The sequence below is a fragment of the Caulobacter vibrioides genome, from assembly GCF_002310375.3.
Lineage (GTDB): Bacteria > Pseudomonadota > Alphaproteobacteria > Caulobacterales > Caulobacteraceae > Caulobacter > Caulobacter vibrioides_D.
On sequence record NZ_CP023315.3, the window covers coordinates 948,063 to 960,560 of the forward strand.

At 66.7% G+C, this 12,498-nt stretch carries 7 protein-coding genes and 2 tRNA genes; 5 read left to right on the forward strand and 4 right to left on the reverse strand.

The annotated features are described in order from the left end of the window. Window positions 1-48 precede the first annotated feature (48 nt). Entirely contained in the window at window positions 49-3,045 is a 2,997-nt protein-coding gene (locus tag CA606_RS04480) for a long-chain-fatty-acid--CoA ligase (RefSeq protein ID WP_096052208.1), read from the forward strand. A gap of 8 nt (window positions 3,046-3,053) precedes the next feature. On the opposite strand, the gene CA606_RS04485 is transcribed toward CA606_RS04480, so the two are convergent. Then, window positions 3,054-3,947 (reverse strand): MBL fold metallo-hydrolase, encoded by an 894-nt coding sequence (locus CA606_RS04485; RefSeq protein WP_096052207.1) that lies wholly within the window; start codon window positions 3,945-3,947, stop codon window positions 3,054-3,056. A gap of 183 nt (window positions 3,948-4,130) precedes the next feature. Between CA606_RS04485 and CA606_RS04490 the strand changes: the two genes are divergently transcribed. Then, window positions 4,131-4,277: a hypothetical protein gene (locus CA606_RS04490; RefSeq protein WP_181242785.1), complete on the forward strand. Its 147-nt coding sequence runs from the start codon at window positions 4,131-4,133 to the stop codon at window positions 4,275-4,277. Window positions 4,278-4,280: 3 nt separating this feature from the next. On the opposite strand, the gene CA606_RS04495 is transcribed toward CA606_RS04490, so the two are convergent. Beyond that, window positions 4,281-4,688 carry a TIGR01244 family sulfur transferase gene (locus CA606_RS04495; RefSeq protein ID WP_096052206.1) on the reverse strand — a complete coding sequence of 136 codons (408 nt, stop codon included), beginning with the start codon at window positions 4,686-4,688 and terminating at the stop codon, window positions 4,281-4,283. Between the two features lie 608 nt (window positions 4,689-5,296). On the opposite strand from CA606_RS04495, the gene CA606_RS04500 reads away from it, so the two are divergent. Further along, window positions 5,297-8,326, forward strand: coding sequence for a TonB-dependent receptor (locus CA606_RS04500; protein WP_096052205.1), 3,030 nt, complete (start codon window positions 5,297-5,299; stop codon window positions 8,324-8,326). Between the two features lie 504 nt (window positions 8,327-8,830). On the opposite strand, the gene sppA is transcribed toward CA606_RS04500, so the two are convergent. Together sppA and CA606_RS04510 are read right to left on the reverse strand one after the other, a co-directional pair. Further along, a complete protein-coding gene (gene sppA, locus CA606_RS04505) occupies window positions 8,831-10,615 on the reverse strand; it encodes a signal peptide peptidase SppA (RefSeq protein ID WP_096052204.1) in 1,785 nt (594 codons plus the stop codon). Between the two features lie 186 nt (window positions 10,616-10,801). Further along, a tRNA-Pro gene (locus tag CA606_RS04510) sits at window positions 10,802-10,878 on the reverse strand. A gap of 164 nt (window positions 10,879-11,042) precedes the next feature. On the opposite strand from CA606_RS04510, the gene CA606_RS04515 reads away from it, so the two are divergent. Both CA606_RS04515 and CA606_RS04520 read left to right on the forward strand, forming a co-directional pair. Continuing rightward, window positions 11,043-11,116: transfer RNA gene (locus CA606_RS04515), tRNA-Gln, on the forward strand. A gap of 301 nt (window positions 11,117-11,417) precedes the next feature. Then, a complete protein-coding gene (locus CA606_RS04520) occupies window positions 11,418-12,494 on the forward strand; it encodes an efflux RND transporter periplasmic adaptor subunit (RefSeq protein WP_096052203.1) in 1,077 nt (358 codons plus the stop codon). Window positions 12,495-12,498 lie beyond the last annotated feature (4 nt).

Below are 12,498 nucleotides of genomic sequence, written 5' to 3' on the forward strand. Positions count from 1 at the left end.
GATAGCTTTGTCTTAACAACGATAAGCAGATGGGAGAGCTGAAGGCCGATGCAGGGGCTGATGCAGCACGGGGCGCTGACCCTCGACAAGATCATCGATCACGCCGCGATGTGGCACGGCGGCCGCGAGGTCGTCAGCCGCTCGGTCGAGGGACCGATCGTTCGCACGACCTATGGCGCGATCCGCGAGCGGGCCAAGCGGGTCTCCAACGCCCTGCTGGGCATGGGGATCAAGCCCGGCGATCGGGTCGGCACCCTGGCCTGGAACACCGGCCGCCACATGGAGGCCTGGTACGGCATCATGGGCATCGGCGCTGTGTGCCACACGCTGAACCCGCGTCTGTTCCCCGAGCAGATCGCCTGGATCGCCGATCACGCCGGCGACCGCGCCATCTTCACCGACCTGACCTTCCTGCCGATCATCGCCGCGATCCTGCCGCGCCTGCCGCACGTGGAGCATGTGGTGGTGTTCACCGATCGCGGGCACATGCCGGCCGACTTCGCCCCGGCGGGCGATGCGCCGCATTTCAAAGGCCTGCTCTGCTACGAGGAGCTGGTCGAACAGCACCATGCCGATTGCGCCTGGGGCGGCTTCGACGAGGGCACGGCCGCGGGCCTCTGCTACACCTCGGGCACGACCGGTGATCCCAAGGGGGTGATGTACTCCCACCGCTCCAACTTCCTGCACACCCTGATCACCCTGCAGCCCGACGTGATGGGCCTGTCGCAGAAGGACGTGATCCTGCCGGTCGTGCCGATGTTCCACGCCAATGCGTGGGGCGTGGCGTTCTCGGCCCCGGGCGCGGGCGCCAAGATTGTCATGCCGGGCGCCAAGATGGACGGCGCCTCGATCTATGAGTTGCTGGACAGCGAGCAGGTCACCTTCTCGGCCGCCGTGCCGACGGTCTGGCAGATGCTGCTGCAGCATCTGGAAGCCACCGGCGCCACGCTGCCCACCCTGAAGAAGGTGGTGATCGGCGGCGCGGCCTGCCCCGAGAGCATCATCCGGGCCTTCCACGACAAGTACGACGTCGAGGTGGTCCACGCCTGGGGCATGACCGAGACCTCGCCGGTGGGCACCCTGTCGGTGCTGACCGACGAGCTGTCCAAGCTGCCCTATGACCAGCAGATGCACTGGCGCCTGAAGCAGGGCCGTCCGCCGCTGGGCGTCGAGATCTGCCTGAAGGACGACGAGGACAAGCCCCTGCCGCACGACGGCAAGGCGTTCGGCCACCTGAAGATCCGCGGTCCGATCATCGCGGCCGAGTACTTCCGGGGCGCCGGCGGCAAGATCCTCGACGACGAAGGCTTCTTCGACACCGGCGACGTCGCCACGATCGACGAGCATGGCTTCATGCAGATCACCGACCGCGCCAAGGACGTGGTCAAGTCGGGCGGCGAGTGGATCTCGACCATCGAAATCGAGAACATCGCCGTGGGCCATCCCAAGGTGGCCCTGGCGGCGGTGGTCGGTCAGCCCCATCCCAAGTGGGACGAGCGCCCGGTGCTGCTGGTCAAGCTCAAGGAGGGCGAGACCGCCGCGCCGCAGGAGTTCATCGACTATCTGCAGGGCAAGATCGCCAAGTGGTGGATGCCTGACGACGTGCTGATCGTCGACGACATCCCGCTGGGCGCGACCGGCAAGATCGACAAGAAGCTGATCCGCAAGCGCCTGGCCGACGACGGCTACAAGCTGCCGGAGACGCCGATGCAGCCCAGCCCATCCGCGCCTAAGCCGACCCTGGCGGCGGCTGACGGAAGCCAGCCGGTCAAGATCTACGCGCCCGAGCCCGTCGAAGAGGTCGAGGCCGAAACGGTGCTGCATTCGCCTGAGGCTGACCATCAGGAGGAGACCCAGCCGGCGGGGGAGCCCCTGGCGGCGTCTGAGGCTCCCTCGCCTCAGACGCCGCCCGAAGCCAAGCTGATCGCGGTCGAGCCTGAGGTCGAGGCCAAGGCCCCCGAGGCGCCCGCGCCTGAGGCCAAGCCGGTCTCGGCCGTCGACGCGATCATCGCCGAAGCGACCGCCATCGCCGCTGCGGGGCCGAGCCCCGAGGCGCCGGCGGCCGTCGCCGAGGTCAAGGCGCCGGAGCCCAAGCCCGAGGTCGAGGCGCCGCTGCGCCTGCACGAACCTGAAGAGGCCAAAGCGCCTCCGACTGAGCCCCCGAAGGCCAAGCCGGTCGCCGCCGAGGCCACGCCGTTCGCTGTGCCGATCACGCCTGGGCGTCGGGGCAAGGCCAAGGCCGCCAAGGCGGGCGGCGACAAGAAGGCCAAGCCTGGCTTGGCGTCGGCCTATCTGGACTTTGCGGTCCTGGTGGCCCTGACCCCGGCGATCCTGGCCGGCGGCGGCGCCCTGGGCGTCAAGCTGGGCCTCATCGACCTGCCGTTCGGCTACAACCTGATGACCCTGGACTGGGCCCCGCGCGCGGCTCAGGTCGGCGTCGCCACGGGCCTCATTGGCCTGGTCATCGCTCTGTTCGCCGGCTTTGGTCGGTTGTGGAAGGCGGCGCTGCTGGCGCTGCTGATCACGGGGGCGACCTTTGGCGTGATGTTCGGCGCCAAGGCGCTGTTTGGTCAGGCGCCGCCGATCCACGACGTGGCCACCGACTGGAAGACGCCGCTGGCGTTCTCCGACGCGGCCCTGGCCGCCCGCGGCGGCGCGGCGGCGTTCGTGGACGACGACCCCAGCCTGCCGGTCGGTTCGGCCGCCTTCGCCGGTCGCCGCATCGCCGAGATCAACGCCGAGACCTGCCCGGCCGCCCGTCCGCTGGTCAGCAGCCGCTCGCCCGCTGACGCCTACGAGGCGGCCAAGGCCGCCGTCCTGGCGTCCGGCATGACCCTGATCACCGACGATCCGATGGATGGCCGGCTGGAGGCGACGGCCAAGAGCTTCTGGTACGGCCTGACGGACGACGTGGTGGTGCGCGTGCGCCCGGACGCCGCCGGCTCGCGGCTGGACATGCGCTCGATCGGCCGCGACGCGGGTCCCGACCTTGGCCGCAACTGCGACCGCATCGGCGCCCTGGCAAGCGCGATCAAGGGGGGCTGAGCCCCGGTTCAGGCGAGGCGGTACTCGGCGTCGAGGCTCGCCTCGCCGGCGGTGACCACGCGGCCCTCGCGGACCAGCTGGATCACGTGGGCCAGCACCGAGTGGGCCGCCGCCGGATGCAGGCGCGGATCGACGGCGGCGTAGAGGCTGGGCACCATCGCCTTGATGGTGGTCGGGCCCGCGCCCAGGGCCTCCAGGATCTGCGCCTCCCGCGCCCGACGGTGGGCGACATAGGCGTCGATGAAGGGCGTAACCTCACGCACCGGCGCGCCGTGCGTCGGCCACAGGGTGTCGAAGCCCCGCGCCCGTACCTTGGCCAGGCTGGCGAAATAGTCGCCCATGTCGCCGTCGGGCGGGGTGATCACCGTGGTCGACCAGCCCATGATGTGGTCGCCGCAGAAGAGGGCGTTCTCTTCGCGCAGGGCGAAGCACAGGTGGTTGGAGGTGTGGCCGGGCGTCGCCACCGTCTCCAGCGTCCAGCCGGGTCCGGTCAGCACCTGGCCATCGGCCAGCACGACATCGGGACGAAACCGCGCGTCGGCGCCTTCCTCCAGACTCGGCGCGGCGGCCTCGCCATGATCGCTCGGCGCGGGCAGGCCATAGACCGTGGCGCCGAACGCCTGGGCCAGCGGGTGGGCGAGGGGACTGTGGTCCAGGTGGTGGTGGGTGACCAGCACGTGCGTGACCCGCTCGCCGGCCAGCGCCGTCTTCAGCGCCTCGAAGTGCTCGGGCAGGTCGGGGCCAGGATCGATCACCGCCACCTCGCCCTGGCCGACGATATAGACGCCGGTTCCGGTGAAGGTGAACGGACCCGGGTTGCGCGCGATCACCCGTCGGATCAGCGGACTGACCTGATCGCAGCGGCCGTACTCGACCTCAAGCTCGCGGACGAAGGGGATCATCGGATCGCTCCTGGCTAGAGCCCTTTCCGATCTGATTGAACCAATCAGATCGGATAAAAATAGCTCTAAATCAAACACTTAGAGCGTGACTCGCGCCGAAACCGGTTCCCACTTTCGGCGTCACGCTCTGGGACGGCGCCGGTCTTGCGCTGGGGTTCTCCAGTAACCGAGGGAGAACGGGCCATGGCGGCGGACGCGGCGATTTTTGTGTCAAAACGGCTCCAGCGAGCAGCCTTCGCCATCCTGTGTATCATTCTGGCACAGTTCGTCCTCGCCAGTTGCCAGGCCGAACCGACGCCGATGGCGGCGCGCGAGTCCGCCGCTTTCTAGAGGTTAGACGGGCAGCACGCCCGAAAGATCGTAGCCCGCCGCGTAGCCCTGGGCGACCAGGGTCTCGCGGTCCGCGCCCGCCAGCGCCTGGCCGATCGACCAGGTCACGATAGAACGCGTGCCCGAGCGGCAGAAGGCGAGCACGGGGCCGCCGGCCGCCTCGATCGCCGCCCTGACCGCTTCCACCTGATCCGGCGTCGGTCCGCCCCGCACGGGCGCATACAGATAGTCCATTCCGGCGGCGCGGGCCGCCGCCTCGACGCTCGCGCTGGACGGCTGACTGGGATCCTCGCCGTCGGGTCGGTTGTTGATCACCAGCACGAACCCCTCAGCGGCGGCCCGCGCCATGTCGGCCGGGGTGATCTGTGGGCTGACGGACAGGGATTCGGTGACGCGTCGAAAGTCGCTCATGAGGGCCAGGTCTTTAAGAACGCGCGGCGCGATGATGCCGCGCCGACATCTTCGCCAGCGCGCGGCGCCTAGGCAATGGGCGATGGCCCCATCGCCCTGCTCAAGCGGTGGTCTTTTGAGCAAGAACGTTGCTCCGAACTCCGCTCAAAATAAAACAGAGTTGTGACAAACGGCGTTATCCGAGCAAGAAAATATCGGAAGTCAAGGTGCGGAGGGGCTAGGTTCGCGCGTTTTTCTTCGAAAAGCCGATCCGCCGAATGGCGTTCTTTGTGCATCAAATAGCTAAGAAAAAACAATTTGATGGTTATGGGGCTACGCCACTTTCGACGTCGGCGTATCCATATCGAGCAATGATTTTCCGAAAAGTGTTCGGCCTGTGGCGATTTTGCGACAGGGGGGCGGGGATAATGATTACTTTTTTGCAATCACAATTGACCCTCGCCCGACGCACCCCCTAACGTCCTTACAACCGGAATAGTTTGTTCCGGGACACAAGTGATCTCGTGGTGGAGCTACAGCGGGTTTCGGCTCGAATTCGGACAAGGTCGCTAGAGGGGCTCCTTGTTCGTCTAACCGCTGCCAGCACGTTCAGAGGGGATTTGAAGAGAATGAATTCGACCAAAAGCAGCGCCCGCGCGCGCCTGCTCTCCAAGGGCGCTAGCCGTCTGGCGCTCGGCGTGGCGCTCAGCGTCGTCGTCGCCGGCGCGGCCTTCGCGCAGTCGCAAGGCGCCCTGCGTATGACCATCACGGGCTCGAGCGGCCAGCCGGTCGCCGGCGCGACCGTGGTCGTCAAGTCGCCGTCCAGCCTGGTGACCCGCACGGGCACCACCGACGCCGAGGGCAAGGTCCGCGTCAGCGGTCTCGACCCGGCCACCAACTACACGGTCTCGATCGTGTCGTCGGGCTACAAGGATTTCAACGCCAGCAACGTCGCGGTTACGTCCGGTAAGGACCTGTCGGTCGGCTACGCCCTGGCTTCGGACGAGAACGCCGTCGAGCAGATCGTCGTGACCGGCCGCTCGCTGGCCGCCGTCGACGTGACCTCGGCCACCGTCGGCACCACCCTGACGCTGGACGTCGTGGAATCGCTGCCCACCGGCCGTAACTATCAGAGCTACCTGCAGCTGGTTCCGGGCGTGAAGCCCTCGAGCGGCGGCAACCCCTCGTCGCGCTCGGGCGTCAACTACCGTGACGTCGGCGGCGCCATCGGCGCCTCGACCGACAACGTCTACTATCTGGACGGCGTCAACGTCACCGACCCGCTGACCGGCACCTTCGGTTCGAACATCAACTCGGAAATCATCCAGGAACAGCAAGTCACGGTCGGCGGTCTGCCGGCTGAATCGGCGGGCGGTTCGGGTCTGGTGTCGCGCGTCGTCACCAAGTCGGGTTCGAACGAGTGGCACGGCTCGATCAACTACTACCTGCAGAACGACAAGCTGGTCGCCAAGGACAAGCACTCGACCTCGGGCGGCTTCAAGACCTATGACACCGCCTTCACCCTCGGCGGCCCGATCATCAAGGACAAGCTGTGGGTCTTCGGTTCGTACCAGAAGAAGCACCGTTCGGACGAAGTGCTGGATCCGGTCACGGGCGCGGTTCGCCGTAACGTCACCCGAGACGACAAGTACGCTTTCTTCAAGACGACCTGGCAGATCACCGACAATGACCGTCTGACCGGTACGTTCTTCAACGACCCGGGCGAACTCAGCGGCTCGCGCGACTCGTCGGTGCTGAACAACCGCGACTCGGCCACCAAGCAGGGCGGCGACAACTACAAGATCGACTACAGCCGCACCTGGGGCGACCTGTTGATCAACGCCTACTACTACAACCACAAGGCCGAGCTGACGACGCTGGCCGCCGACCAGTCGGTCGCGAACACGGTCAACTTCCGTGGCCCGGGTTCGACCCAGGCTCAGCGCCAACTGGGTGGCGCTGGCGCCAACAGCGAAACGCACCGCAACTCGGAAGAGTGGGGCGCCAACCTCGAATACTACCTCGACACCAACTACGGCAGCCACACCTTCAAGGGTGGCTACTCGATGACGGACAATATCTACAAGCGCAACGCGACCGTTCCGGGCAACGCGACCTACACCTCGATCGCTGCGGCGTTCGCGGGCCGTAGCTTCCTGGACTACACGACCGCGTCGTCGGGCTGGACCGCCCGTCCGTTCGCGTCCGGTGATATCCCCCGTATCCAAGCGGCGATGTCGGCCAGCCCGAACGCGGCTTACTTCCGCGGCCTGCTGGACACCAACGCCGACGGCACGATCTCGGCGGCTGAAGTCAACGCCCTGACCTTCTCGAGCACCGCGGGCAACCCGGGCAGCCAGGTCAACGCCTACCGCGCCCTGCGCACCGTTGACGCGCCTTACGCGATCAAGAGCGAAGGGCAGACCGCCTACATCCAGGACACCTGGACGCTGAACCAACTGACGGTGACCGCTGGCCTGCGCGCCGAGAAGTGGACCCACTTCAGCTCGGCCGGCGACAAGCTGTTCACGTTCGACTGGGAACTGGCCCCGCGCATCAGCGTCGTCTACGACGTCAAGGGCGACGGCCGCAGCAAGGTCTACGCGTTCTACGGCCGCTACTACGACCCGATCCGTTCGGACATGGCCAACTTCGCCGGTAACCTGACCGGCCCGGTCACCGAAGAGCAGATCTACATCGGCAACCAGTGGCTGACCTTCCGCACCCGCGGCGGCGCCGTGGTTCCGGACTCGGTCTTCGGCCCGGCGACCAAGACGCCCTACACCGACGAGTTCATGGTCGGTGGCTCGACCACGGTCGGTTCGAGCATCGGCGTGTCGACCTCGCTGACCCGTCGCGTCACGAAGGACATCTTCGAAGACTACGATCTGGCCATCTACTCGGATCCGAGCTGCACCGTGGCCACCTGCGCGGCCCTGGCTCACGCTTCGCCGGGCACGCCGTTCTACCTGCCGTACTCGTACTTCGGCTTCTCGTCGGCTCCGAACGCCAACTACGTTCTGGGCACCCTGGCGGGTGGCAAGCGCGAGTACACGGGCTTCGAACTGACGGTCACCAAGTACAAGACGAGCAACTGGCAAGGCCAGATGTCGTACACCCGCAACTGGGCGAAGGGTAACACCAACTCGGACGGCAACGCCGACTTCCAAGGCGACTGGATCGCCGTGGATCCGCGCGCGCCGAACATGTGGGGCCCGCAAGCTGGTAACATCAAGCACCAGTTCAAGGCCTACGGCTCGTACGACTTTGACTTCGGTCTGCAGGCCTCGGCCGTGTTCAACTGGAACAGCGGCTCGCTGTTCACCCCGGCTGAACCGGTCTCGAACCGCTACTTCGCGCCGCAAGACGACGCTTACCTGTTTGGTGGTGTCATCGACACCTACACCAAGCCTGGTCTGGTCGGCAGCGAGAAGAATCCGGCTTACTACACGTTCGACATGCGCCTGCGTTACCAGCACGAAGTGCCGGGCCTGGGCGGCAAGGTCGAGTTCTTCCTTGACGCGTTCAACATCCTGAACAAGCAGTCGGCGACGAGCGTGCAGAAGCTGGTGGCCGGCGACGGCACCTACGCCTTCAAGCAAGCCAACGGTTGGGTCGAACCCCGCCGCTTCTACCTGGGCGCCCGCTACTCGTTCTAATCGAACGAGCAGTCCGCCCTGAAGTTGAGCGCCGGTGCGAAAGCACCGGCGCTTTTCTTTTGGACGGCCTTGAGGTTGGGCGTTGGTCGGGGTGAGGCCGCGCCTGCTGCGTTCCTTCGCCGGGCCCAGGATCCTTCTCCCCTTGCGGGAGAAGGTGTCGGCCGAAGGCTGACGGATGAGGGGTCTCGCGGGCCTCTCTGGATAGGGCTTTCAACCCCTCATCCGACCTGCTTCGAAGGCCACCTTCTCCCGCAAGGGGAGAAGGATGAGGTCTAGGCGTGTTCAGCAGCCGTGCGTCCTTCGAGGCTCGCCTTCGGCTCTCACCTCAGGATGAGGGGAGCACGGCTGCTGAACACCTCATCCTGAGGTGCGTGCGCCTAAGCACGCCTCGAAGGACGCACGGCGTCGGCCTCTCTTCGGCGTAGCAGCCGCGCCCCATCACCCACGAAAAAGCCGCCCGGCGCGAACCGGGCGGCTTCGTCGTTCAGCGGATGGGACCGTCCCCTACCGCACCGGCATGTCGGCCAGCACCGAGGCGCCGCCGGGGGAGGCGCGCATGCGGGCCTTGGCCATTTCGTCGAGGATCGCCTGCGAGCGCGGGTCGCCCAGCACCCAGGCGGCGGCCGCCAGGGTCTTGGCCGAGGTCTCCGAGACGCCGAGGAACTTCTCGAAGGCCTCGAAGGGCGAGCTGCCACCCTGCATGTGCTGGATCCGGATGTCGCCCTTGACCTTGGCCAGGGCCTTGGCCTTCTCGACGGCCTCGTAGTAGCCGCCCAGCTCGTCGACCAGGCCCAGCTGCTTGGCCTGTTCGCCGGTCCAGACGCGGCCCTTGGCGATCTCGCGCACCTTGGCGGGCGGCAGGTTGCGGCCCTCGGCCACGCGGGTGATGAAGCCGGCGTAGATGCGGTCCATCCAGCCGGCGAACTTGGCGCGCTGCTCGGGCGTGAAGCCTTCGGCCGAACCGAAGGCCTGCGAATAGTCGCCGCCGACGTGCAGGTCCCGGGTGTCGACACCGAAGCGGGCCAGGGCGTCGCCGATGGCGAACTTGCCGCCATAGACGCCGATCGAGCCCGTCAGGGTCGAGGGTTGGGCGATGATCGAGTCGGCCTGGCTGGAGATCCAGTAGCCGCCCGAGGCCGCGTAGGTCCCCATGCTGACCACGACCGGCTTGCCGGCCTTCTTGGCCGCCTCCAGGGACGCCAGGATCTGTTCCGAGGCCGTATCCGAACCGCCGGGCGAGGAGACGCGGAAGACGATCGCCTTGACGTCCTTGTCCTCGGTGGCGTTGCGGAAGGCCTGGGCGACGTCATCCGAATAGACATTGCTGTCGCCGCCGAACGGCGAGCCGCCGCCGTCCGTGCCCGTGACGATCGCGCCCTCGGCGCCGATCACCGCAATGGCCGGGCCGCTCTTGACCGTGGGCGGCTTCGAGCGCGAGGCGTAGTCGTCGAAATCAATGAGCTTGGCGCCCTTGCCGGCCTTCTCCAGGGCGAAGGCCTGGATGTCGCTGACCTGGCCGACCTTGTCGATCAGCCCCTTGGCCTGGGCTTCCTGGGCGATGTAGGGGCCGCCTTCGAGCGTCTTCAGCAGCTTGGCCGCATCCTGTTTGCGATCGACCGCGGCGCTGGTCAGGGCCGTGCGATAGACCGAACCCATCCACGACAGCGTCGATTCCCGGTGGGCGGGCGTATAGTCGTTATAGAGATAAGGATTGACCGCGTTCTTGTACTCATAGCGCTGCTCGTACTCGGCCTTGACGCCGTACTTGTCGAAGAAGCGCTTGAAGAACATCGACTCCGACGAGATGCCGACGGCCTGGAAGCTTGAGTCCGGCTGCATCCAGAACTCGCTGGTCGCCGCGCCCAGCATATAGGTCGAGGTGACCATGCCGGAGGGATAAAGGCCCTGGCTGTGGGCGTAGATCGGCTTCTTGCCGACCTCGCGGAAGTGCTTGAAGGCCAGGCGTAGCTCGTCGGCGGCGGCCGGGGCGACGCCGCCCTCGGGCAGGCGCACCAGGATGGCCTTGACCTTGTCGTCCTTCTCGGCGCGCCGCAGGGTCTCGATGACCGAAATGACCGAGCCGCCGCTGTTGCCGAAGGCGGCGAACGGGCTCTTGGGCTCCTGGTCGGAAAGGCCGTTGCGCAGATCCAGCTGCAGCACCGCGTGTGACGGAACGGGCGCGGGTCGCGCCGCGCCGGCCGCCATCGCGATCAGCAGGAAGGGCACTCCGACCACGAACAACAGAAGGCCGACGAAGACGCCAGCCACGGTCAGGAAAAACTGCTTCATCGGAGGTCCTGCTTGCGAAACCACCGACAAGCTAACCGGTGTTCGGGTTGCAACCAAATGAAGAGCGCGCAACGTTGGGGGGCTTTTATGGCGCTTGAGGCCAGACGCGAAGGCGAGCATCGCTTTCGCGACGCTCAAAGCCTTGATCTTAGGTGATTTTCCCGCCTCTGGCTGGCGGGGAGGAAATGGTCGGAGTGGCAGGATTTGAACCTGCGACCCCTGCGTCCCGAACGCAGTGCTCTACCAGACTGAGCCACACTCCGACTTGGAGGCCGGCCTTATAGGTGGGTGTTCCGGAGGGCGCAAGCGCCTTTTTTCAGGTTGGTCGGGAGGCCTGAAAAAAGTTCTGAAAAGGTCGTTGCATCCGTCCGAGTCGTGAGCTATCTCCACCGCCTCGCCGGGCCCCGAGGGGTCTCGCCGTTCCTGCTGGGGAATGGTGTAATGGTAACACTGCGGTTTTTGGTACCGTCATTCTAGGTTCGAGTCCTAGTTCCCCAGCCACTTCTCCTCATCGATTGCTCTAGATGCCGAAGTCTTTATAGACCCAGGCGCTCTAGAGCGTGACGCCGAAAGTGGGAACCGGTTTCGGCGCGAGTCACGCTCTAAGCCTTTGATTTAGAGCCTCGTTGTCGCGTCAAAACGATCCCGTTTTGACGCGCGAGGCTCTAAGCGCTTGCATCCGCGGCCAGCGCGACTGCGTAGTACGGCGCACAGGGACTGCCCGCAGGTTGCGAGGGCGGTCGCGCGACGTGGGGGGAAGCACGCCCTCAGCCTGTCGCAGGGGCGATTGCGGTAAAGAGACATGATGCGGGCGACATCGAGGCTTGTGGGTTTCCTCGCGGCGGCGGTCCTGGCGATCGCCGTGGCGGCGTGGTTTGTGATGTCGCGACGGCCGCCGGAAGTCGCCATTGCGGAGATCAAGCCCACGACGATCGAGCAGGCGCTGTCCGTGGTCGGCCGCGTGCGTCCGCTGGAGCTGGTGCAGGTCGCCTCGCCCAATTCCGGACAGATCGTGCGCCTGTTGCACGACGAGGGCGACCGCGTGGCGACCGGCGATCCGCTCGCCGTGGTGCTGGCGACGGTGGAGCAGGCGCAGACACAGGTCGATGTGGCGCGCGAGCGGGCGGCGCGGGCCGCCGCCGCCGAGGCGCGGCTCAACTATCAGCGGGTCAAGACGCTCTACGATCAGGGCTTCGCGGCCAAGGCCGCGCTGGACGCCGCCCGGGCTGGTCTGGACACGGCCCAGGCCAATGTCGCGGCGGCCTCCGCCGGGGTGCGGGCCTCGGCTGAACGCGCCCAGGAGTTCGTCATCCGCGCCCCGATGGCCGGGGTGGTGTTGTTCCGGCCGATCGACAACGGCCAGGTCGTTTCGGCGGGCCAGACGCTGTTTGAGCTGGGCTCGTCCACCGGGGTCGAGATCCGCGCCGAGGTGGAAGAGGTCTATGCCGACGCCCTGCGGCCGGGCCAGGTCGCGCGCGCGGCGCTGTCGGGGTCCTCGACGATCTTTCCCGCCCGCGTGACCGAGGTCTCGCCGCGCATCGACTCCAGCACCGGCGGGCGTTCGGTGCGGTTGGCGGCCGAGGGCGATCAGGGCCTTTCCCCGGGGCGTTCGGTCGATGTCACCATCGTCGTCAGGCAGCGGCCCGGCGCGATCGTGATCCCTCGCGCGGCCGTGCTGGACGCCACCGCCGCGCCCAAGGTCCATGTGGTCGACGCCGGCGACATCGTTCGGGCGCGATCGATCACCGTGGCGCGTTGGCCCTCGGTCAACGCCATTGTCGAAAGCGGCCTGCGGGCGGGGGACAGGGTCGTTCTGGAGCCGGCGGCTGTGAAGCCGGGCGCCCAGGTCACCCCCGTCGCCGCCGAGCCGGACCGCTGATCCC

Coding starts and splice junctions, on each gene's coding strand:
- CA606_RS04485 (WP_096052207.1), bottom strand. CDS start 3,947: ATGATCCCCTTCGTCCGCGAGCTTGAGGTCGAGTACGGCCGCTGCGAT.
- CA606_RS04480 (WP_096052208.1), top strand. CDS start 49: ATGCAGGGGCTGATGCAGCACGGGGCGCTGACCCTCGACAAGATCATC.
- sppA (WP_096052204.1), bottom strand. CDS start 10,615: ATGAAGCAGTTTTTCCTGACCGTGGCTGGCGTCTTCGTCGGCCTTCTG.
- CA606_RS04500 (WP_096052205.1), top strand. CDS start 5,297: ATGAATTCGACCAAAAGCAGCGCCCGCGCGCGCCTGCTCTCCAAGGGC.
- CA606_RS04495 (WP_096052206.1), bottom strand. CDS start 4,688: ATGAGCGACTTTCGACGCGTCACCGAATCCCTGTCCGTCAGCCCACAG.
- CA606_RS04520 (WP_096052203.1), top strand. CDS start 11,418: ATGATGCGGGCGACATCGAGGCTTGTGGGTTTCCTCGCGGCGGCGGTC.
- CA606_RS04490 (WP_181242785.1), top strand. CDS start 4,131: ATGGCGGCGGACGCGGCGATTTTTGTGTCAAAACGGCTCCAGCGAGCA.